19 protein-coding genes and 1 tRNA gene are annotated in these 21,335 nt (G+C 44.9%); 10 read left to right on the plus strand and 10 right to left on the minus strand.

Annotation, left to right across the window (positions count from 1 at the left end):
- Nucleotides 1–14 precede the first annotated feature (14 nt).
- On the minus strand, nucleotides 15–2,762 hold the full coding sequence (locus ADIS_RS16660) for an outer membrane beta-barrel protein (protein ID WP_010855819.1): 2,748 nt from the start codon (nucleotides 2,760–2,762) through the stop codon (nucleotides 15–17).
- A 347-nt stretch (nucleotides 2,763–3,109) separates the two neighbouring features.
- Between ADIS_RS16660 and ADIS_RS16665 the strand changes: the two genes are divergently transcribed.
- Nucleotides 3,110–3,182 (plus strand) — tRNA-Gln (locus ADIS_RS16665).
- 389 nt (nucleotides 3,183–3,571) lie between these two features.
- Here the strand turns inward: ADIS_RS16665 and ADIS_RS16670 are convergent.
- A complete protein-coding gene (locus ADIS_RS16670; RefSeq protein WP_010855821.1) occupies nucleotides 3,572–4,603 on the minus strand; it encodes a hypothetical protein in 1,032 nt (343 codons plus the stop codon).
- 429 nt (nucleotides 4,604–5,032) lie between these two features.
- On the opposite strand from ADIS_RS16670, the gene miaB reads away from it, so the two are divergent.
- The 6 genes from miaB (at nucleotide 5,033) to ADIS_RS16700 (ending at nucleotide 10,829) form a co-directional block, all read left to right on the plus strand.
- Nucleotides 5,033–6,493, plus strand: coding sequence for a tRNA (N6-isopentenyl adenosine(37)-C2)-methylthiotransferase MiaB (miaB, locus tag ADIS_RS16675; RefSeq protein WP_010855822.1), 1,461 nt, complete (start codon nucleotides 5,033–5,035; stop codon nucleotides 6,491–6,493).
- Between the two features lie 19 nt (nucleotides 6,494–6,512).
- Nucleotides 6,513–7,817, plus strand: coding sequence for a sigma-54 interaction domain-containing protein (locus tag ADIS_RS16680; protein WP_035806630.1), 1,305 nt, complete (start codon nucleotides 6,513–6,515; stop codon nucleotides 7,815–7,817).
- Nucleotides 7,801–8,346, plus strand: coding sequence for an LPS assembly lipoprotein LptE (gene lptE, locus ADIS_RS16685; protein WP_035806587.1), 546 nt, complete (start codon nucleotides 7,801–7,803; stop codon nucleotides 8,344–8,346). The genes ADIS_RS16680 and lptE overlap by 17 nt, the downstream gene beginning before the upstream one ends.
- A gap of 46 nt (nucleotides 8,347–8,392) precedes the next feature.
- The gene (locus ADIS_RS16690; RefSeq protein ID WP_010855825.1) at nucleotides 8,393–9,253 is read left to right on the plus strand and encodes a hypothetical protein; all 861 of its coding nucleotides are present in this window, start codon (nucleotides 8,393–8,395) and stop codon (nucleotides 9,251–9,253) included.
- A gap of 8 nt (nucleotides 9,254–9,261) precedes the next feature.
- Nucleotides 9,262–9,624 (plus strand): preprotein translocase subunit SecG, encoded by a 363-nt coding sequence (gene secG, locus ADIS_RS16695; RefSeq protein WP_010855826.1) that lies wholly within the window; start codon nucleotides 9,262–9,264, stop codon nucleotides 9,622–9,624.
- Between the two features lie 245 nt (nucleotides 9,625–9,869).
- Entirely contained in the window at nucleotides 9,870–10,829 is a 960-nt protein-coding gene (locus ADIS_RS16700; protein ID WP_035806594.1) for a sterol desaturase family protein, read from the plus strand.
- 53 nt (nucleotides 10,830–10,882) lie between these two features.
- Here ADIS_RS16700 and ADIS_RS16705 read toward each other — a convergent pair whose 3' ends face one another.
- Nucleotides 10,883–11,593, minus strand: a complete 711-nt coding sequence (locus tag ADIS_RS16705; protein ID WP_010855828.1) for a hypothetical protein — start codon at nucleotides 11,591–11,593, stop codon at nucleotides 10,883–10,885.
- A gap of 232 nt (nucleotides 11,594–11,825) precedes the next feature.
- Here ADIS_RS16705 and ADIS_RS16710 point away from each other — a divergent pair, with 232 nt between their 5' ends.
- From ADIS_RS16710 to ADIS_RS16720, 3 genes are all read left to right on the plus strand, one after another.
- A complete protein-coding gene (locus tag ADIS_RS16710; protein WP_035806597.1) occupies nucleotides 11,826–12,104 on the plus strand; it encodes a co-chaperone GroES in 279 nt (92 codons plus the stop codon).
- A 42-nt stretch (nucleotides 12,105–12,146) separates the two neighbouring features.
- Nucleotides 12,147–13,778 carry a chaperonin GroEL gene (groL, locus tag ADIS_RS16715; RefSeq protein WP_010855830.1) on the plus strand — a complete coding sequence of 544 codons (1,632 nt, stop codon included), beginning with the start codon at nucleotides 12,147–12,149 and terminating at the stop codon, nucleotides 13,776–13,778.
- A 167-nt stretch (nucleotides 13,779–13,945) separates the two neighbouring features.
- On the plus strand, nucleotides 13,946–14,320 hold the full coding sequence (locus tag ADIS_RS16720) for a response regulator (protein ID WP_010855831.1): 375 nt from the start codon (nucleotides 13,946–13,948) through the stop codon (nucleotides 14,318–14,320).
- Between the two features lie 11 nt (nucleotides 14,321–14,331).
- Here the strand turns inward: ADIS_RS16720 and ADIS_RS16725 are convergent, their stop codons facing one another.
- The 7 genes from ADIS_RS16725 to ADIS_RS16755 form a co-directional block, all read right to left on the minus strand.
- A complete protein-coding gene (locus ADIS_RS16725) occupies nucleotides 14,332–15,738 on the minus strand; it encodes a TolC family protein (RefSeq protein WP_010855832.1) in 1,407 nt (468 codons plus the stop codon).
- 59 nt (nucleotides 15,739–15,797) lie between these two features.
- Nucleotides 15,798–17,150 (minus strand): HlyD family secretion protein, encoded by a 1,353-nt coding sequence (locus ADIS_RS16730; protein WP_010855833.1) that lies wholly within the window; start codon nucleotides 17,148–17,150, stop codon nucleotides 15,798–15,800.
- Between the two features lie 4 nt (nucleotides 17,151–17,154).
- Nucleotides 17,155–18,867, minus strand: coding sequence for a peptidase domain-containing ABC transporter (locus tag ADIS_RS16735; RefSeq protein ID WP_010855834.1), 1,713 nt, complete (start codon nucleotides 18,865–18,867; stop codon nucleotides 17,155–17,157).
- Complete coding sequence (locus tag ADIS_RS16740) at nucleotides 18,857–19,537, minus strand: TetR/AcrR family transcriptional regulator (RefSeq protein WP_010855835.1); 681 nt, start codon at nucleotides 19,535–19,537, stop codon at nucleotides 18,857–18,859. Before ADIS_RS16740 ends, ADIS_RS16735 begins: the two co-directional genes overlap by 11 nt.
- Nucleotides 19,538–19,723: 186 nt before the next feature.
- Nucleotides 19,724–20,110: a DUF983 domain-containing protein gene (locus ADIS_RS16745; protein WP_010855836.1), complete on the minus strand. Its 387-nt coding sequence runs from the start codon at nucleotides 20,108–20,110 to the stop codon at nucleotides 19,724–19,726.
- Nucleotides 20,111–20,264: 154 nt separating this feature from the next.
- Entirely contained in the window at nucleotides 20,265–20,474 is a 210-nt protein-coding gene (locus ADIS_RS16750; RefSeq protein WP_010855837.1) for a hypothetical protein, read from the minus strand.
- A gap of 22 nt (nucleotides 20,475–20,496) precedes the next feature.
- Complete coding sequence (locus ADIS_RS16755) at nucleotides 20,497–21,003, minus strand: DUF4920 domain-containing protein (protein WP_010855838.1); 507 nt, start codon at nucleotides 21,001–21,003, stop codon at nucleotides 20,497–20,499.
- Between the last annotated feature and the right edge of the window lie 332 nt (nucleotides 21,004–21,335).

A 21,335-nucleotide genomic window follows, 5' to 3' on the forward strand; every position in this document is an offset into this window, starting at 1 on the left:
TCTTCGTACTTTTGCTACAAGCTCATATTGTAACCACCAAAACGGCGTAGATTGTAGGTGAGTGTTAGCATAAAATACTGTTGCAGCACTTGGGTTCTAACATCCTCCACAAATACGTCCGTCACATTTCGATCTATGCTGGTATTTTGATTTAGCAGGTCAAAAATCGTTAACTTTATTTCTGTCTTTCTGCTTGGCGGAATCCTAAAGCCTATTTCGGTATTTACCAACAAAATGGATTGGTCAAAGTCCTCTCCTAACCCGGAGTATACCAGGTGATTTGTACTGCCCCCAATAAACAGGCCTCCCACAAAATTCCAGAAAAGGTCTGCCCTCGTACTGTGGGTGTAGAAGTTGTTGTTCAAGTCCGGCTGTAAACTACTGCTGACCATCGTATAGGTTCCGGTAGATGAGAGATTGAAATCAACCCGCTCGTTGATATTACTGCTCAGATTGATACCCTGAGACAATCCGGTATTTCTGTTGAAATTCTTCGATCCATTGATGATACCCGGCCGGTTGTTCATCCGTAAGCCTGAATTTACGCTTAGATTACTCTTCATAAACTTCAGCGGAAAACCATAGCTCATGTGTCCCCTTGTAAACCAATAATTGTCCAAGTTTACCGGACGACTATACTGTCCTCCCTGGGGCAACAGCACCTCGCCTTGAAGCAAGGTATCCCTGTTGGCCACAAAGGTTTCGTTTCCGATGAAGCTATTCCTGAAATTACCGTAGACGAAAACCATGAATGACCGGTTGGTCTCCGGATTGATCCTACGGAAGCGAACAAACATTCGGTGACTATACTCTTGGTCCAGATCAGGATTTCCATTGGATACCTGAAGCGGGTTGGAATTACTGATTACATCCTGCAACTGTCGGATGGTTGGGGCGGTAGTTTGGGTGTTGTAGTCTACCCGGAGGCTACTGAGCTCTCCCACTTGATAATTGACCACCAATCGGGGAAGCACGTTGGTGAAGTCCCGCTGGGTATTTTCAAAACCAGGGAATAGCCGATCACTGTCGATCTTCGCGGATTGGAAATCCAAATTGGAGAAAACCGAAACCTTCTCCGACCGGAAGCTGTATCCAACACCGGCCCATTGCGTCATGTAGCCATTTTCAAAAATGTTGGTTAGCGCGCTGTCCAATCGGATGATCCCACTTTCCTGCTCCCTGGCAGTCACCTGTTGATCCGTGTCCGAGAGATTGTTGGTAATTCTGTAATTGAACCTCAGATTTGACTTCTCGCCCAAGGGTTCGAAAAAATTCACACTTGCACTGTAATACAAACTGTTATACGTGTTCCTTCTAAACTGGATGAGGCTATCCAGTCTATTTGACAGGTAGTTTTCGTTTACCGCGACCAGATCCGAATTGCTCTTGCTATCGTAGGTACTGGTGTACAAGCTGGTAGAGAGGGCCCTACCTTTTTTTGCAAACCGATACCGATAAATGAAAGAGTTACCAAAATTCATCGATTCGCGGGTATGATCGGTGATATTGTCGTTCCGGCTTATGGGATTATCTCGGTCGAACAAATTGACAGCGTCCCGAATATTGGTGGAGTTACTCTTATCGTATCCAAAACGCGGCCTTAGGATGATCGCGTGGCGCTCATTTATTTTGTAGTCGATGCGGACGTTCATACGGTGGCTCTGCGTGACCGTTTGGCTATAACGGCTTTCGTTGTACAATTGCAGGCTGTCATTCGGAAGTATATACTCCCTAGAAGAAAGGCGGTTTAGTACGTTATCCCTGTTATTGAAAAAATAGCTACCCGTCACCTTCATCTTTTCATCTAGGTATTCATCGGAAAAATTCACCCCCAGCGCGTTTGTATTCGTAATGCCCGGCAGATTTCCTACCGTAAGGTCACTTCCGCCCCCTCGCCTACTATCGTCGGTTTCTAGATTCCCCAATTCATCAGAGCCAAAATTCTGCTGGTTGATATTATTGCTCAACCCCAAAATAGACAATCGTTGCGGGCCGTTGAAAAGATTCAACGCTCCGCCCGCGAGGTAATTTCCATCTGTGCCGTAGCCTCCGTAGAATTTGCCAAACCTCCCGGCCCTTTTGTCCGGCTTGGTTATGATATTGATCGTTTTGATAGTTTCTCCGTCATCAACCCCTGTAAGCTGTGCCTCATCGCCCCGTCTGTCTAAAAACTCTACCCGTTCGATGACCTCTGCGGGCAGGTTCTTTAGTGCGGCCGCAGGATTATCCCCAAAGAAAGGGCGGCCATCCACCAGTATTTCCTTCACTTCTTCTCCTTGGACCTGAATCACCCCGTTCTGAATGACCACGCCGGGCATTTTTCGCACCAGCTCATCGGCATCGGCTTCGGGACGGGTTTTAAATGCCGCAGCATTAAATGCGACCGTATCGCCACGTACCTCACCGCCGAGCGCATCCGCAGAAATTTCAAATGCCTCCAGTTCCTGTCCATCACTTTCAATTTCGAAGGTTCCGAGCAGCGTTCCAGTCGGAGCTTTCATCTTTTCGCGAAATGTCTTATATCCAATGAAGGAAACCTCTACGAAAAACTCGGATTCACTTGGCTTTTTGATTCGAAAGGAGCCATCAAAATCGGTGTAGGTGGAACTTAGGGTTTCACCGTCGTCCGTCTTCAAAAACACGTAGGCTCCAAAAAGCTCATCCTTAGTCTGTTTATCCAACACCTTGCCTGTAAAAAACTCCTGCCCTAGAACCTGGTTGGAAAAGCATATAAGAAAGAAAAAAAAGAAATACTTTGACATCAATGGGTAAATTTGCAATGAATACGATAAATTTTCAGCAAGTTGGACAACGCCTCCCCGCTTACCTATTTGTTTTATGTTAAAGCCCTATTCAGGTGTTATATGGTCATTTTGTGGGTTGCTTCCGGCAAATAAAATTGAGGGTAGAAATTTTTAGAAAAAACACAAATCCGAAGCAATCACCAAATAAACCACTGATAATTATCCATTTGTGTGAAACCTGCAATATAAAGTGGCCCATGAAGCCTCTCTGCATCGAAATTTTACAAAATTTGACGCAAAATGAATTTGCATTAAAAAAAAAGACGTCCTACATTTGTGACACCAAAGCCGAAAGCGGGGTAAATTGACCGATGGTGTAACTGGCAACACGTCTGATTTTGGTTCAGAAGAGTCTAGGTTCGAGCCCTAGTCGGTCAACATTTAAAGAGTATAACGGTGAGAGGGCGTCAAAAGCGCCCTTTTTGCGTTATTTGGGTTATATGGCTCGGGTTGATTTTTTGAATAGCTTGGTTCAATATGCATAAAATACGCCAGCCAGATATACCTTTTTATAAACGCATCCGGCCCGGCAGAAGCGCGAGGCGCTACGCTACCTCTCTGTACTTTTAGAAAAAAAAGAAACCGACCTGAATTTCTATTGGCCTCTTGAAACTAAATACAAGACGATTTCGGCCATTTCCGGAGGTAGTATGGGCGTTTTTGTCAATTATAGGATTGGTGGGTTTAATGGAAATAAGCCCCGAGGGCGAAATATCGCCAGCGGTGGAAATAGCTCCTTCGGGCGGGATTGAGCGAGGTGGTGGGGTTTAGTCGTTTTGGGTTATTTCCTTAAATTGTGGTTCTGAGCCGATGGGATAGATCCATTCCATGTGGCTGGGGAAAATAAGATGCTTTCTTTCTATGCTCGAAAGGAAGCGGTGATCTATAAGCCAGTCTTTTAGGTCTGTACGCTCGTCTACGTCAAATCGGGTAACGATATGATAGAAAAGGAACACCCGTTCCCACTGACCCATACCAGCCTCAACCGCGTCAAGATATTTCTCTAGACCGTTATCCATCATGTACCTGAAGAGGTAGTAATAGGATCGTTGGTAGGAACCAAAAGACGTTTCACGGAGAGCTGTACGGATTAAAAACGCCACCTCATTTTTAAGAAGAGGGTATTCAGGTTCCTTCATCGCAAAAAACAGATTCCATACTCCTTCCAACTCAAGCCTCATGGGAACCCAATTATATCCATGGTTTTTTAGAAAAATGTCTGCTTGAACAATATCTCTAGGATATTTCCATGCGTCTATCCTTCCAGACATCCAATTTATTAAATGATCAAAATAGAGGTGAAAGGCTTTATCTCCGGTTTCTGTTTGTTCCTCCAATCTAAAAACAACAGAATTCCTAATAAGAAAATGCTGTTCCAATATCCTGAAAAAGGTCTGAACTATAGAGTCCTCTTTCATTTGTTTGATTTGCTTATTCAGCGCCCTTGCCTGTTTTTTTAATTGGGTGGTGGATTTCTTCATCTCATCCCTATTATCCCGTAGCTCTTGTTGCTGATAGATGAGCTGGAGGCGCTGGCCTAGGAAGGCGACGAAGATGAGGATTACACCTGTAAGGGAAGCAAGGGTTACCGAGATGCCAACTGCGTAGTCATGGGTATTATTTGGAAAAATGCTATGTACCCAAATATGGCATCTGGAATAAATATAAAACGAGCCAACCGAAAGTAAGGCTAAAATGCCCGCAAGGGGTGTCAACACATAAATGGAGATATTCAGTACTTTCTCCTTACCTTCCCACCGTTTCTGTTTCTTACTTGATGCTTTATCCTCTTTGCCCATCGTTTTTTAGGAACAATATAAGCCAAATCGCCCGGATTTATGGTGTACGGAGGCAATTGCTGCACGTGAAATCCTAGTAGGGCCAATTTGTACATAAGCCTTAAACCTACCACTAGTGAAACCGAAACGGGCGATCCTTACTTTATATAAAATTCTGGTTAAGTTCGCTTGCCGCCATGACCAGAATCTTTACCTCTCCCCGTCTCGGTGGCGGACGTCGGCAAGCTTGCAGCGTACAGACCCATAGCCCTTTCTATTTGCCGGGAGAAATCCCTTTAGTTCTATTCCGATCGGCCGATGTAGCATTTTTCCCGGTCAAATGCAGATTAGCCCTGTCCCCGACTGCGACGGCCAACGATTAATATCTGATGCGATCCCTGTCAATTTGTCCGATTTTTGCTAATTTTGCTTGCTCGCGAATGTTCTCCCATGGAAGAGTTGATCAAAGACATAGATATATTACCCGCTGAAGACGCGCAGGCATGCGAATACAAGGTGACCAAAGAAGAAAACACCGGAAGGTCCAAAAAGCTCTACATTGAAAGTTACGGCTGCCAGATGAATTTTTCGGACAGTGAAATCGTCGCATCCATAATGAAAGAGCATGGCTTCGATACCACGTCTTCGTTTGAAAAGGCCGATGTGATATTTTTAAATACCTGCTCCATAAGAGACAAGGCCGAACAGACCGTACGTAAGCGCCTGCAGCAATTCAATCAGGTCAAAATCAACCGCCCGGATCTTACCATTGGTGTGTTGGGGTGTATGGCCGAACGCCTTAAGGAGAAATTGCTCGAAGAGGAGCAGCTCGTGGACGTCGTAGTGGGCCCAGATGCCTACAGGGATCTGCCCCACCTGGTGATGGCCGCCGAAGATGGGCAAAAAGGTGTAAACACCTTTCTATCTCGAGAGGAAACCTACGCGGATATTTCACCCGTGCGCCTGAATTCAAACGGCGTTTCTGCGTTCATCTCCATCATGCGTGGCTGTGACAACATGTGTTCGTTTTGCGTGGTGCCCTTTACCCGAGGAAGAGAACGAAGCAGGGATCCCTTCTCCATCGTACGCGAAGCCGAAGCTTTGGTAGCTCAAGGTTATAAAGAGGTAACCCTTTTGGGGCAAAACGTGGACAGCTACAAATGGTCTCCCGAAGAGAACAACAAAGCCCGACTGAACAAACTGGATGCTCCTCAAACGGAAATTGTAAATTTCGCTAACTTACTGGAAATGGTTGCCCAGGTAAGTCCTCTCCTGAGGGTTCGGTTTTCCACCTCGCATCCCAAGGATATCACCGATGAGGTGCTTTACACGATGAAGAGGTACGACAATATCTGCAAATACATTCACCTGCCTGTTCAAAGTGGCAACTCCCGAATTCTGGAGCTCATGAACCGAACCTACGACAGGGAATGGTATTTGGAGCGTGTAGCGAAAATAAGGGAAATATTGGGAGAGGAATGCGGCATTTCTTCCGATATGATCGCGGGATTTTGCTCCGAAACTGAATCGGAACACCTGGATACGCTAAGCATGATGGACATGGTGGAATACGACTTTTCCTACATGTTCTATTATTCGGAGCGACCGGGCACCTTGGCCGCCAAAAAATACGCCGACGACATTCCGCTGGAAACCAAAAAACGCCGTCTTCAGGAAATCATCGAGAAGCAAAACCAGCTTTCGCTGAAGAGAAACAAAATGGATATAGGCAAATCTCAGGAAATCCTGATAGAAGGCACCTCCAAACGGTCCCCAGATTTCCTTAAGGGACGTAATACGGCAAACAAAGTAGTGATTGTACCGAAAGGAAACCTAGGAATCGGGCAATACGTCACAGTAAAGATAACAGATTGCTCATCGGCAACGCTCTTCGGTGAGGTAGTCGGATAATTGCCCGTTTATTATGATGATGATTAGTGACGCGGAGATTCTGGGTGTAAAGCAGCGCTTTGGCATCATTGGGAACAGTCCCCTGCTAAACCATGCCATTCAGGTAGCCATGCAGGCTTCTCCTACCGACATGACCGTATTGATCACCGGTGAAAGCGGGAGCGGAAAGGAATCTTTTTCCAAAATCATCCATTCGCTCAGCACCCGAAAACACGGTAAATTCATAGCCATCAACTGCGGTGCGATACCCGAGGGAACGATTGATTCCGAATTGTTTGGCCACGAAAAAGGATCCTTTACCGGTGCGTACGAGGCCAGAAAGGGATATTTTGAAGTAACCGACGGGGGATCGATCTTTTTGGACGAGATTGGGGAGATGCCGTTGGGAACGCAGGCTAGACTCCTGAGGGTATTGGAGAACGGCGAGTTTATCAAGGTAGGCTCCTCGAAAGTACAAAAAACAGATGTCCGGGTCATCGCCGCTACCAATGTAAACCTATTGAAAGCGGTGGAAAAGGGGAAATTCCGCGAAGACCTGTATTACCGACTGAACACGGTACCCATTTATGTGCCTCCGCTACGACAGCGTGGTGACGACATCATTCTTCTGTTTCGTAAATTTTCTTCCGATTTCTCTGACAGATACCAGGTAAAGCCCATATCGCTGACCGATGAAGCAAAAGCCTTGCTTTTGAAGTTCCCATTTCCGGGAAATATTCGCCAACTCAAAAATTTGGCGGAACAGATCTCCCTGCTGGAATCCACCCGTGAAGTGGATGCAGAAACTCTTGCCAAGTACCTTCCCAGTACCACATACAATTTGCCCGCTTCGCTGCCAAGCCAAAGCTTTGGGTCTGATAAACAGGATTTTTCGGAACGAGAGCTTTTGTACAAGGTTCTTTTTGACATGAAAAAGGACATGACAGAACTCAAAAAGATGGTGTTGGAATCATTCCAATCGGGGGGGCTCAATCAAGCCATCATTAAAAAACACCAGGGATTGTTCGAGGATATGGACATGCAAGTAGATAACTTCCCCTCCGAGGAATCGCTGTCCCCGAACCTTCCGCTCGTACTGGAAAATCTTCCGGAAAAAGAAACGCAGGACATCAACCTAGCCAAAAGGGAATATAAAGAGGAGATCATCGAGGATATAGCCCATGAGGAAGACGACCACTCGCTTTCGATCGAAAAAAAGGAAAAAGAGCTGATCATCCGCGCCCTTAGAAAACACGGGAACAAACGAAAATATGCAGCACAGGATTTGGGGATCTCTGAGAGAACCCTCTACCGAAAAATCAAACAATATGACATTGAGGAATAAGCCCTGTTTGGCATCGTTGGTTTCCATCTGCTTAGGTTTCCTGTTGATATCGTGCAGGGTAGAGTATAGCTTTACGGGAACCACACTTGACTATAACATTACCAAGACATTTTCTGTCGAAAACTTCTTCAATGATTCCGGCGGGGGACCGGCAAATATGGGGCAGCTATTTACAGAAAACCTCAAGGACTATTTTCAACGAAACACCCAATTGGAGTTAATTCGAAACAATGGGGATCTGCAGTTTTCGGGGGCAATAAGCCGATACACAATCACACCGCAGGCCACCGTATCCAGTCAAAGTCCCACCCAACCGGACCGTGCCGGTCAGATGAGAATCACCATAGGCGTAGAGGTGGAATTTGTCAATCTGGCAGATGAATCGGAAAACATGAAGCGAACCTTTTCGTTTTTTCAAGACTATGATCCCCGCAATACCTCCTTGCTTCAAGTGGAAACCGATTTAGTGGAGGTTATTTTCGAGAATATCATTCAAGATGTGTTTACTTCCACGGTTGCAAACTGGTGATTTTACCGTATAAATTTTTATCTTTAGGGAAAACAATCTTAATACCGTGACGCCACAGGAACTTTTGAGGATAATAAATAGAGGAAATACCCTTGACGACGGAGATTTGGCCAAAGCACGGCAACTGGCAGATGAATTTCCATATTTTTCAATTCCGCAAATAGTGGCAGCAAAAGCGGCTGCACGGACAGAAAACGAAAATGCCCCCTTCTATATTTCGCAGGCGGCTATCCGGGTGCCAAACCGAAGCCGACTAAAGAAGCTGATTTACGAGGAATGGACATTCATCCCTGTACCTACATTTACCCCGGAACGCATTCCATCGGATGAACCGTTACCCACACCGATGGAGCAAACGGAGGTACCGGAGGATTTGGTTGCTGACCCATCGACGTTGAAAGAGGAATCCATCGAGCCAACCCAACCTGATGAGTCGCCTTCGGCAGGACCAGTGGCAAACAGAATGGACATCTTAAAGCAACTGGAAGAAAACCTCTCAAAGCTCCAAAAAAACGGATTGGAAAACCCTTCGGAACCAAAAAGTTCACAGCCTGCCAACCAAACCCAGTCTACAGATGAACTGATTGAATCTATCAAAAAACGGGAAAAGAAAGAAATATCCAACGACAAAGGGCGGGAGCAAATAGAGATAATAAGTCAATTTGCGAATAAATCGATCAGGTTAAGCCCCTTGGACAACCCAATGGAACCACCGGTGGATGTGGAGGATCTTTCGGTAAAAAGTACCCAAATCAACGATTCTATGATCTCCGAGGGTTTTGCCAAAATCTTGGTAAAGCAGAAAAAACTCCAAGAGGCCATCGAAATTTATGGAAAGTTGCAGTTGAAATATCCAGATAAAAAAGCTTACTTTGCGGATTGTATTAAAAAACTGGAAAAAAAATAACTGTCAGCATGTTCACGATTCTTATCGGTATTATTATCGTATTAGCAGTTCTATTGGTTTTGGTTATCCTGGGACAAAACTCTAAGGGAGGGGTCGGTGCCGCTTTCGGTGGAGGTGCATCCCAAATAATGGGCGTCACCAAAACCGGAAACATCCTCGAAAAGACGACTTGGATACTGGCCATTTGCATACTTGTTTTGTCGTTGGCTTCTTCGGCCTTCCATGGTGGGGGGACCTCTTCCTCTGTTGTTTCGCCAAATATTGAGAATGCCAGAAAGCAAATTCTCACTCCCAGCTTTGACGACAACTCGCTGTTGCCCAGCCCATCCGATGAAGCTCCGATTATTGAAGAGACGCCGGACAGTGAGTAAAAGCGATTGGTTAGTGATAAACCATTTACTCCCTAAAGTTTCAAAAACTTTAGGGAGTTTTTTTTGAGTGATAATGAAGCAGCCTACAAAGACGTTATAACCTTATGCCTCCCCTCTAAACAGTTTCCCGCCAAGAAAATCCCTGATCGAGACTGTACACATAAAACACATCACTTGTTGACAAGAACATAATTATTAGTACCTTTAGGAATATCGAATCAACTAACATCAACCTTTATTACCTTATGTTTGAAAATCACTTAACCATGCAGGACCTAGGCGCAGAGAATTGGCCCAATATAATCCTGTGGGCCGCTCCTGTTATGTTCCTGCTCGTATTTGCCGAATGGGGACTTAGTTTGTACAAAAATCGGGACTCCTACGATGGCAAAGATTTTATGGCCGCAGCTACCATAGGCCTTGTAAATGTGGGCATCAGTGCTCTGATCAAAGTTTTCACCTTCGGTATAGCCCTTTTTTGCTGGAACATCAGCCCATTCAAGATAGAAGCGACCTGGTGGTCATTTATTCTGTGCTTCTTTGCCGTGGATTTGGCCAGGTACTGGGCGCACCGAATATCCCATGAGCAGCGTTTTTGGTGGGCTACCCACATTACCCACCACAACTCAAAGAAGTACAACTTCTCCGTATCGTTTCGCTTGGGGTGGACGCAGCACATCAAAATCATATTTTTTGTCCCCGTAATGCTGATGGGGTTTGATCCATTTGTGTTCTTCATTTGCCATCAAATTGCTGTTTTATATCAGTTTTGGATTCATACAGAATACATCGAAAAATTACCGGCACCCATTGAGTTTTTCTTCACTACTCCGTCGCACCACCGGGTGCACCACGCTAGTGACGCGCATTACCTTGACAAAAATTACGGATCTACATTTATTATCTGGGACAGGATGTTTGGCACATTTATGCCTGAGAAGGAACGCCCAACGTACGGTATCACCAAAAACGTTGACTCCTACAACCCCGTTTACCTGGTTTTCCACGAATGGATTGATATTTTCAAGGATTTGAAGAAGGCGGAAAGTTTTTCGGAGGGATATCAAATCCTGTTTTCCAAACCAGGAGCTGAAATCATCAAAAACAAGGAAAAAGCCAAGCAAATGGAGCTGGAGCAGACAAAACTCAGCCCCTCTCCCGTTCTTACTAGAGAAGAAAAATCACTTTTGAAAAAAGAAGACTGATTTCAATACGTCGAGTCGGAAATACTTTGAATCAATGCCTAAACGGCAGCCGTTTAGGCATTGATTGTTTTAAGGAGTAAGCGTTTACTGATGGGGATAAAACTCTCCTCAAAGGGAACTTGGTTTTCGGAGTGAATCCTCCACGCTGAGGGATTCGGGAGATCGGAGTACCGCTTGGCCAAGTCAAGTTTGATCCGCTGAAATGTATTGACCAACGATTGCCTTATTTTCTCTACAAATTGCATGGCAATGCCGCGTAACACATCTCCGCTGTGATGGAAGATGCTGACGGTATATCTGTAAATAAAGATATCCCTGCATTTTTCAAAGGTAAGAAGGGCATAGCCTTCCCGCTGATAGATGGGTGTAATACCTACCGGCTCTATGGCTATTCCTCTTTCGATAATTTCATAGATCGCCTTCCCCTCTTCGATTTGATGTTTAATTTGCGGAATGGCGTACTCCACAATGGATTGCAGTTCCGTAACCCAATCTTCATCCTGTACCTTCTCCTTGTAGGATAGGCTTAGATTCTCCATCGATATTCCATCCAGCCTTTTCGGAAACGACGACTTGAGCATGGATTTACCCGACTCAAACGCCTTTAGTTTTTCATAGTGATAAATCAGATCAGCCAGGGGAGGATAAAGCTTCACCTCTTTAAACTGATCATCCACATGCTTTAAGTAGGCAAGCAATAGGTATTTTTTGTACTCGAAGTCCATCCATCCTTCGGACAGCCAATTTTCAGACAACTTATTCATAGGTTACAAAACGTAATTCTCGAATCAAAATTTAAGAAAAACTGTCAAACCGATCAACCCCTTGTAGAAAAAATGTCATACCAATTCCCAACCGGGGCGGTCAGAACCTGACACATGCAGGGCTTGTGTAGGACTAAATGTCAGTATTTGGCTTTTTTGGCTGATTGGCATTAAAAGTGCTTAGTAGGGAATTGTAATTCGAGAACTTTAACTTTATTAAATAGCTAAAAAAATGTCAAAAGTGAACATTAAGCCTTTAGCAGACAGGGTTTTGGTAGAACCCGCTGCAGCCGAAGAAAAAACCGCTTCAGGTCTTTACATTCCTGATACTGCGAAAGAGAAACCGCAAAAAGGCACTATCGTAGCAGTGGGAAATGGTAAAAAAGACGAGCCCCTGACAGTTAAAGTAGGTGACACCGTGCTTTACGGCAAGTATTCAGGCACCGAGCTGAGTGTTGACGGCACTGATTACTTGATCATGAGGGAAGCAGATATCTTCGCTATCCTTTAATCATTATTCATCAATAGTAAAAAAACAAAAAAAGAAAGAAAAATGGCTAAGGAATTATTTTTCAAAACAGACGCTAGAGACAGACTGAAAAGAGGCGTAGACGCTCTTGCTGACGCAGTAAAGGTCACATTGGGTCCTAAGGGAAGAAACGTTATCATCGATAAAAAATTTGGAGCACCCGCTATTACCAAAGATGGTGTTACCGTTGCCAAAGAAATTGAACTGGAAAACGGTATCGAAAACATGGGTGCCCAATTGGTAAAAGAGGTAGCTTCCAAAACGGCTGATGATGCTGGAGACGGAACTACAACTGCAACCGTACTTGCTCAGGCGATTTTCTCTGTAGGTATCAAAAACGTAGCCGCCGGCGCCAACCCAATGGACCTGAAAAGAGGTATCGACAAAGCCGTAGAAGCGGTGGTCAATTCTCTAAGGGATTCATCCAAACAAATTTCCACCAGCAAAGAAATTGCCCAAGTGGGAACAATTTCTGCCAACAACGACGAAGAAATCGGAAACATGATCGCTGACGCGATGGAAAAAGTTGGCAAAGATGGTGTGATCACTGTAGAGGAAGCAAAAGGTACCGAAACAGAAGTGAAAACAGTGGAAGGTATGCAGTTTGACAGAGGATACCTTTCTCCATACTTCACTACCAACACCGAAAAAATGGAGGCTGAATTGGACAATCCATTCATCCTTATCTATGACAAGAAGATCTCCGCAATGAAGGAATTGCTTCCTGTGCTTGAGCCGGTGGCTCAGTCTGGACGTCCTTTGCTGATCATTGCCGAAGATGTAGATGGTGAGGCATTGGCTACCTTGGTGGTGAATAAAATCAGAGGAGCTTTGAAAGTAGCTGCTGTAAAAGCTCCAGGATTTGGCGACAGAAGAAAAGCCATGTTGGAAGACATCGCCATCCTAACCGGTGGTACAGTTATCTCTGAAGAAAGAGGTTACAAATTGGAGAATGTAACCCTTGACTATTTGGGTACAGCCGAGAAGATCAACATCGACAAGGACAATACAACCATCGTAAACGGTGCAGGTGCCAAAGAAGCCATCCAAGGCCGTATTAACGAGATCAAAACCCAAATCGAGAAGACAACTTCCGATTACGACAGAGAGAAGCTTCAGGAGAGGCTTGCCAAACTTTCTGGCGGGGTAGCTATTCTATACATCGGTGCAGCTACGGAGGTTGAGATGAAGGAGAAGAAAGACCGCGTAGACGATGCCCTTCATGCTACCAGAGCAGCCGTCCAAGAAGGTGTAGTTGTAGGCGGTGGCGTTGCCTTGATCAGGGCAGCCAAAGTCCTTGATAACCTAAAAGGTGCCAATGATGACGAGGACACGGGTGTAAACATCATTCGTCAAGCAGTAGAAGCTCCACTTCGTACCATCGTCGCCAATTCAGGCGGAGAAGGTTCAGTAGTGGTGAACAGAATCAAAGAGAGCGAAGGCGATTATGGATACAATGCAAGAACAGACAAGTACGAAGACCTGTTTGAGGCTGGTGTAATCGATCCTACGAAGGTGACTCGATTGGCGTTGGAAAACGCTTCTTCTATAGCTGCTTTATTGCTTACCACCGAATGTGTGGTTGCTGACATCAAAGAAGATGCTCCTGCTGCGCCTCACATGCATGGCGGAGGCGGAATGGGCGGCATGATGTAATCATCCGCATAAATTCTCATATTTCCGACAGGGAGGTTTTTACACCTCCCTGTTTTTTTTAACTTTGTTTTCATCTTCCTACGGATGAAGAAAAAAATCAAAACAATTTCATAGTTAAAACAGCTGACATTCGGTAATTCGCTTAATTTACCCCCACATCCTAATCAATGTATCCATTCGACCTGATTGTGTTAATAGACGATGATCCGATCAATAACCTGATAAATAGGAGGCTGATAAACAAACTACAACTTTCCCCGAGAATTGAAGAGTTTTTGGAAGCTGAACAGGCGCTGGTTTTCCTTAAAACCGTGCCGTCCGTCCAACACCTTCTGATATTGGTAGACATAAACATGCCGGTAATGAATGGATGGGATTTTTTGAAAGAGTACGCAGGACACTGTTTAGAGAGAAACGATAGTGTGGTAATGCTTTCAAGTAGCATTGATTTTCAAGACCGTCAGCGTGCAAAGGAGTTTCCGGCTGTTAGTGGCTTTATAGAAAAACCCCTCACCTTTGAAAAATTGAAACCATTGATTTAAAGGTAAAGACGCTATTCCTCAAATCCTAAACCCGCAGCTACACGCACTTTTGAAACGGCTATTTTTTTGTCGGCATTGATCGAGTTTAGTACGACCAACGCATCAAACAAGGCTACTTCACGGGCATTTATCAAGAACAAAGAGCTTTCTCCCTGATCGAATCGTATCTTTTCCCCCTCAAGGAGCCTCTCCAACCCCTTGATGTTCTCATCAAACGTTGTTTGTTGCTGACCCAACACGAGAAAGGTGTTGTATTCCTTTTCCAATGTTGCCAAAAGCTTCTGTACACTTAAATCCCGCTTGTACCGGGTCATGTTTATCTTTGCTTTGGTAACTCCCAAGGATCCCCTTTCCCGACGCAAAAGCAAGGGAGTACTTATGGTGATTCCCCATTTGTAGTCATTTTGGAAAAATGCACCGGTTTCGATGGGAGTAACCGACTCTGAGAGAAAATTGTAATTCAACTTAACGATCGGCTTCAATTGCTCCACTTTCCACCTTCTGTCCACATCCAGGAATTCCAAGTCATAGTCGAGCAGCCTGATCTCCGGGTGACTGGGTAGAACTTCCCGGTACTCCGTGATATCGACTAAGTCCACCGGACCTTCTGTAAGTCCTACGGGAACAGTACCCTCATTTAAAAAAATGGGGGTTTCATCTTCGTCCCACAAAAAAACGTTCAGCTCTTGGGTTTTGGCAAAAAACACGTTTTCGGCATTTTGCAGCCTAATCATCCGGTTCAACACCTGCGTATAGGCCTCTACTGTGTCGATAGCAGGTAGATCCCCGAATTCAAAACTCGATTTTATAGCTTCAAACCGTATCTCCGCCAAGCTAACCCCTTCCTGAAACACCTCCAGATTAGCATAGGCCTTCGCCCAGTCCCAATAGGCGAACGTGGCATCCAGATATAGGCTATTCAACAGGAATTTACGCTCTTCATCGGTCGCGTTGGCAAAGATCTGTGCCTGACGCAACGCTGCTCTTCTGCGGTCGATAAACAAGCCTTCTCCCAAGTTAATGGATGCTCCCGCAGCTAATAGACCCACCTGGGGGACCGTATTCTCTCGGTTCAGGTAAACACCTGCATTTTGCTCAAAGGTACCTTTGAATTCCACCCCAGCCATGGTCGGAACCACAATTCCGGCCTCGCGCTTATTGTAGTACTGTGTATTGTTATAGTTTTTTTCGTTTTGGTCACCGTATAGGATTGGATCAAAGCCACCCCTCGCCATCCTTAGTTCCTGCCGACCTAGCTCGATCGTCAGATCCCCCTGTTTGGCAATGGGATGAAATTCCCGCACCCAAGTCAAAAAATCTGAGTAGGTAAGGATCTCCTGCCCATATGACCAGGTGGTATTGGCAAGTAACAAAAACATCAAAAATAACCCTCCTTTGTAACCTAGGCGTTGTTGCATTGGTAAATCGGATTGTGTCAGCACCTTTTTCGTTAATTTATAGTATCTACAATCAAGCGTTACTTTTTGCCCTTCGTTTCCCTCGTATCCTTGAGTGTATAAAAATCAGCCGGGAAACCGTTCATCTGTCGCCAGATCTCATACCAGACAGGAACGTCATTCAGTAGGGCAATGCCATCTGCACCGGATCCCAACCTGAGCGCATCTGGCCATGGTTCCTCATCTGGATCCGGCACCACTAGAATCCGGTACATGTTGTTTGCGCTGGTAAAGTTATCGATGGCATAGACTTTGCCTCCGAATGTACCATTTGACAACTGTGGCCATCCGGAAAACACGATCGCCGGCCATCCGTCAAAGATGAACCGTATCTTATTTCCCAGTCTTACCAAGGGCAAATCTATCGGTGCCACATATAATTCTACCGCCAGGGAATAGTCTTTTGGCATAATACTTACGATCTCCGCACCTTCTTTGATGGTCTCTCCCAAGCCTACTTGGATTGCCTGGGTGACATATCCCGACTGAGGGGCCAAGACGTAATACATGCCCGACCGTACCGTATAATTGGACAACTGATTCTCAAGCTTGGTTACCGTAGCCTCGGCGTCGTACTGGTCAGACAACGCCGCATACCGTTCCGCATTCGCTTTGGCAAGCTTGTCCCTAAAATCGTTGTCGATAGCATTTAGCTCGATTTGTGCAGATATGAGCCCATTCTTACTGCTTAACAACTTGTTTTCGGCACTGATTTTTTTGGCAAGCGCTTCTTGGAAACGGATCTTGCGTTGCTCTAGTTCGGTCAGGGACTTCAAGCCCTCCTCAAAAAGCTTTTCCATACGTTCTAACTGAACAGTGGCTACCGAGAGGTTCAACCTTTCTGCCTCAAGAACAACGCTGTCCGAATCCACACTCAACTGAGCCTGCTCTAATCGGTTTTCTGCTTGCTCCTTCCGTAATCGGTTGTTTTCCGTAAGTGCGCTGATCTGATTTTCCTGGGCTTTCACCTTTTCTTCGTAGGATCTTACCGCCAATGCTTTTGCATCTACCTGTCGCTGCGTACGCATCAGTAGCTCAGGATCCATGTATTCATCCTTGATTTCGGAGATAAATAAGATGGTATCGCCTTTGTTGACATAATCCCCCTCCTGTACAAACCATCGCTCGATCCTTCCAGGAATAATGGAATGGACGGTTTGCGGTCTGTGTTCAGGCTTCAATGCCGTGACCATACCCCGTGAACGGAAATTCTGGGTCCATGGCAAAAACAGCACAACGAAAGCAACCAATAGAGAATACAAGAGAATCCTTACCCTCTTTTTGCTCTCGTCATGGGGAATGGTTTTCCTGTAGCTCTCAAATTTATAAGGATCTATTCGATCTTTTACCGAATTATTTGAAATGTTAAGCATGGTGTTAACGGTTATTTCCTTCTAAATAGGATTTATATTCTTCGTACGTCCCTCTAAATGAAATCTTACCCCTATCAAGCTCGACCACAGTATCCGCTCGACTTAAAGTATCCTCCTGATTGGACACCGCTACAAGTGTCCATGGCCCGCCAAAGATGTAGTCCATCAATCTCTTGGCATCCTTCTTGTTAAGGTGACTAAACTCCTCCTCCAGTAGCATCAGCTTCGGCTCACAATAGATGCTCCTAGCCAACACAATTTTACTGATAACGGCATGGCTTAACTGCTTACCCTCCGGCAATAACATGGTCTCCAAGTCATCTTTAAGTCCAAAAATATAATTGTCCAAACCTACCAGTTTTATAATATCACGTAGCCGTTCCTCGTCACCTACCTCTTTGCCCACGGTTATGTTTTCACGGATGGTACCATAAAATATAGATTGATGGGATAAACTGTCTCCGATCATTCCCCTCAACTTTTCAAGCGCAATGGTCTCCAGAGGGAGCTTGTTGATAATGATATTGCCGGTATACCCTTCCATCAGTCCAGCCATTAGGTAGAGCAATGAACTCTTGCCAGAGCCACTCTTGCCGGTAACCACCACCTTCTCTCCTTCATGAATATCAAGGTCTATTTTATCCAATATCGCTACATCCATGGTACTTGGTTTGAAGGAAAGGTTACGCAACTCATAGGACAACCCATTCTTTGTTAGCTTCAGGGGTTTGTCGATGCCCTCCGATCGCTCCAGTTCCATATCCATGATCAATCCCATCTTCTGGGTAGCCGTTAGGGTATCGTAAACAGTCTCTAGACTAAGAATAAGCTTCTCTACTGAGCCAATGATCAAAACGATGATGATCTCTGCAGCCACAAACTGGCCAATACTAATCTCATCGTTCATCAAAAGAATACTTCCCGCTACCAACAGGGACACGACAATCAGCACCTTGAAGGCAATCATGATCTTATATTGGAAGATCAAAACGGCAAAGTGACTGTTTCTATTCTCCACATATTTCTTCACGAGCTTATCGACCCGCAAAAATGGCAGGTCGGAAAATCCGGCCAACTTAAACGTACCCAGAGTTCGCCCTATTTCTTCAAGCCAATAGGCCACTTCATACTTGGCCGACGATTCCTTTAGACTCGTCTCCATCCCTTTTGGACTCGTGAACCGAAAAACTAGGTACAATAAAAGAACCAAAGTAACCGCAAAGATTATAAAGAACTGGTGATAAACGGCCAACAAAAGCAACCCAAAGAAAACCTGCAAGGTGGCCGTACTAAAATCAATCAGAAGCTTGGCAAGGCCTTTTTGAAGGTTTATGGTATCAAAAAACCGATTGACCAGTTCCGGGGCATACTTTCCCCTGAGCGCTTCCATCTTGATTCGTGGTAAACGATAGGAAAATTCCAACGCCGATTTACTGAAAATCCGCTGCTGCAACTTCTCCGTGAGGTAAAGCTGACTGATCTGCAAAAACCCCCCAAAGATAACCCCCAATGCAACGATCGCTACCAACAAGGTCCAAGACGTGGTCATCCTCCCCCCTAGGATGAAGTTTAGAATGGCCTGAATACCCAGCGGAAGGGATAGCGAGACGATACCGTTTAGTACCGCATAGAAATAAATGGCATAAACTTCTTTTTTCTCTTCTCTTAACAGATTAAAAAACCGGTTCAGAGGTGTTTGAAGGTAATCAGCTTTCATTCTTCAGGGTTTTAAATATCAGTTCGTTGTAAAAATCCACCTTTTCATCGCCAACCAATCCAATCTCTGTCATCATCGGCATATGTTTGCGGAAATATGCGTGCAATAACGTTGACTCCATCAAAGTTGAAACCAGCGTCTTTGGATATTTGTAGGTCGGGTTTATTTCCTTAACCAAGGTGACAAGCCTCGCATTGAGCCTATGAAAGTGCTTGAAGTAGCCATTTTGATTTTCTATATCCACCTCCTTGGTCAAAAATGATTTATAGGACTCTTCTGTCACGATCTGAATAAGCATTTCCGGATCCAGGTATTGGTTCTTTTTGGTATCAGGTCCCTCAACCAACAGCTTGATGGCTATCCGCATCTTTTCGTACGGGTCCGTCAAGTTTGAGATGTAAAAAACAAGGTGATGCTCCAACCAACCCCAGTACCACGCCGTTAAATACACGAGTAGTTTATGTTTGTTTTCAAAGTATCTGTATATGGCGCCCTCCGTACTGCCTACCCGCTCGGCGAGTTTGCGAAACGTAAACCCCTCCATGCCAAGTTCGGCAATCAAAAAGAGGCTTTGATTGATAATTTTACGGCCCAATTCAGAGCTAAGCGGGTCTTTCAGGTAAACATCGTCCGTCACCTGAACCATGATAGAGTTTAAAATTTGGTCCATTCAAAAATTGATAAAGCTAACTGACAACAGGTTTATACGGCTTTTGTTTCAGTAAGTTTTACTAACAATTAATAAATTTTAAAAAATTTTAACACTTTTTTTGACAGTCAAAGGTGGATACCCTTTCGGATTGGCTTAAGCAAAAAAATCAACCAATTTCATTACCAAATCGACACCTGATTTCTGCTAGCCCCTAAACTTGATCCTTCCGACTCCATACAAATACAACGTTTTGGAGTAACGCAGCATAACGGGCAACAACAATACGTTGAAAAAAACCACACTGAAAATATATGCCATCAAATCAGGATTCTCCATTAGAACGTTCAAGGCGACCATGATCGAAATAAACAAGGCAACTGATAAGGCATAGCTAATGTACATAGCCCCGTAGAAAAAATCCGGCTCAGGAACCAACGTCTCTCCGCACACGGGGCATTCCTTATTCACGTCGGTTAGCTTCGAAAAGCTGTAAATCGGCACTGGAAACAGATTTCCTTTTCTGCATGCCGGACATTTACAACCTCGGATCGCACCTGCTAGAGAGGGTACACCTTCAATTTTATCATTCATCTGTTTAGAATTTTTTTAACGGTCAGACCATATCTCTGTTTATGGGAATCCCTGCCGGCAGTAGGTCGCTTGGCTACCCTGAATAGCTATAGGGGTAGCCCAGTGTGTGCAGGCTATGTCATGCCTATCGGTCAGGTAGGCCGGCTCGATTTCGTCAGCTTCTGTCTATTTCATCCAAATCATAATCAGCTCCCCTACCCCATCGGATGAGTTCCTCGAATTCGTAATGCTCCAAGGTATCCATATCTAATACCCGATAGTTGGACGAGTTGATTCGTTCCAACACCTTTAAGGTTCTACTTTCTCCGAAATTGATCATCCGGTAGATACGGCCTACGCGGAGATTGTCAAGTGCCAGTGGCATACGTTGTGCTGGTTATACTTTATTATATACCCTCTTCAATCACGACTCCCGATGCTACAAAAGACACCGAAGATTCTGGCTCAATGATCAGGTCAATTTCCTCCCTGCTCTTTCCCGCATCCTCTGCATAGTGCTTGAGCGTGGCCACATCCGTCACCGATTGTTGCGCTACACCTTCTATGCGTACCCTGTACCCTTTGGACTCCTTGGGAACAAAAAACGCATAATCCTTAAAGGTCACCCTCATTTCACGGCCATCCGGCAAATCCAGCGTCATCCAACACCCCTTGTTTGCGCAAACCTCTTTGATTTCTCCGGTAACAATTCCCTCAAAGATCCCATCAGTGCCTACGCTTGCATACATTTGCTCGATGGTCACAGCCTCTCCATCACCCATGGCTTCTCCAAAAGCACCTGTCACATCAGAGCCAGTGCCTACCACCTCATGGGTCGCAGGACCGGAACTGCAGGCCCAAAAATTAGCCGAAGCCATCAAAATGAACAAATATTTAATCCCCTTCTGCATCATTTGATAATTGCTTTTTTTATGATCATTACTTTCTACTATGTCATTAAGATCACGAGGCAGCATCTAAAAGACCATATCTCATGGTTGATTGCCACCCCTGCTTATTACGGCCCTGTCATGGCATTCCGCCTTTGGCAGGCTCGATTTCGTCAAACACTACGTTGATCAGCATTAATAACTTCGAAAGATAGAAAAACAGTTTCGTCCCTAACTTAAATCATTGTGCTTTTTTTAAGAACTAAAGGGCTAGGAAATGGAAGCCATACACCAACACGCTAAAAGTGCAAATTCCCCGTAGCCTAACAGGTGCCAAAGTAAATTCAAACTAAACC

Origin of the sequence: Lunatimonas lonarensis (assembly GCF_000390185.1) — a bacterium.
GTDB classification, from domain to species: domain Bacteria; phylum Bacteroidota; class Bacteroidia; order Cytophagales; family Cyclobacteriaceae; genus Lunatimonas; species Lunatimonas lonarensis.

Excerpts from the sequence above, each read along its gene's own strand:
- groL (WP_010855830.1), top strand. The coding sequence starts at position 12,147 with ATGGCTAAGGAATTATTTTTCAAAACAGACGCTAGAGACAGACTGAAA.
- ADIS_RS16730 (WP_010855833.1), bottom strand. The coding sequence starts at position 17,150 with ATGCTTAACATTTCAAATAATTCGGTAAAAGATCGAATAGATCCTTAT.
- ADIS_RS16735 (WP_010855834.1), bottom strand. The coding sequence starts at position 18,867 with ATGAAAGCTGATTACCTTCAAACACCTCTGAACCGGTTTTTTAATCTG.
- secG (WP_010855826.1), top strand. The coding sequence starts at position 9,262 with ATGTTCACGATTCTTATCGGTATTATTATCGTATTAGCAGTTCTATTG.
- ADIS_RS16660 (WP_010855819.1), bottom strand. The coding sequence starts at position 2,762 with ATGTCAAAGTATTTCTTTTTTTTCTTTCTTATATGCTTTTCCAACCAG.
- ADIS_RS16720 (WP_010855831.1), top strand. The coding sequence starts at position 13,946 with ATGTATCCATTCGACCTGATTGTGTTAATAGACGATGATCCGATCAAT.
- miaB (WP_010855822.1), top strand. The coding sequence starts at position 5,033 with ATGGAAGAGTTGATCAAAGACATAGATATATTACCCGCTGAAGACGCG.
- ADIS_RS16700 (WP_035806594.1), top strand. The coding sequence starts at position 9,870 with ATGTTTGAAAATCACTTAACCATGCAGGACCTAGGCGCAGAGAATTGG.
- ADIS_RS16750 (WP_010855837.1), bottom strand. The coding sequence starts at position 20,474 with ATGCCACTGGCACTTGACAATCTCCGCGTAGGCCGTATCTACCGGATG.
- ADIS_RS16705 (WP_010855828.1), bottom strand. The coding sequence starts at position 11,593 with ATGAATAAGTTGTCTGAAAATTGGCTGTCCGAAGGATGGATGGACTTC.
- ADIS_RS16710 (WP_035806597.1), top strand. The coding sequence starts at position 11,826 with ATGTCAAAAGTGAACATTAAGCCTTTAGCAGACAGGGTTTTGGTAGAA.
- ADIS_RS16740 (WP_010855835.1), bottom strand. The coding sequence starts at position 19,537 with ATGGACCAAATTTTAAACTCTATCATGGTTCAGGTGACGGACGATGTT.
- ADIS_RS16755 (WP_010855838.1), bottom strand. The coding sequence starts at position 21,003 with ATGATGCAGAAGGGGATTAAATATTTGTTCATTTTGATGGCTTCGGCT.
- ADIS_RS16725 (WP_010855832.1), bottom strand. The coding sequence starts at position 15,738 with ATGCAACAACGCCTAGGTTACAAAGGAGGGTTATTTTTGATGTTTTTG.
- ADIS_RS16680 (WP_035806630.1), top strand. The coding sequence starts at position 6,513 with ATGATTAGTGACGCGGAGATTCTGGGTGTAAAGCAGCGCTTTGGCATC.
- ADIS_RS16745 (WP_010855836.1), bottom strand. The coding sequence starts at position 20,110 with ATGAATGATAAAATTGAAGGTGTACCCTCTCTAGCAGGTGCGATCCGA.
- lptE (WP_035806587.1), top strand. The coding sequence starts at position 7,801 with ATGACATTGAGGAATAAGCCCTGTTTGGCATCGTTGGTTTCCATCTGC.
- ADIS_RS16670 (WP_010855821.1), bottom strand. The coding sequence starts at position 4,603 with ATGGGCAAAGAGGATAAAGCATCAAGTAAGAAACAGAAACGGTGGGAA.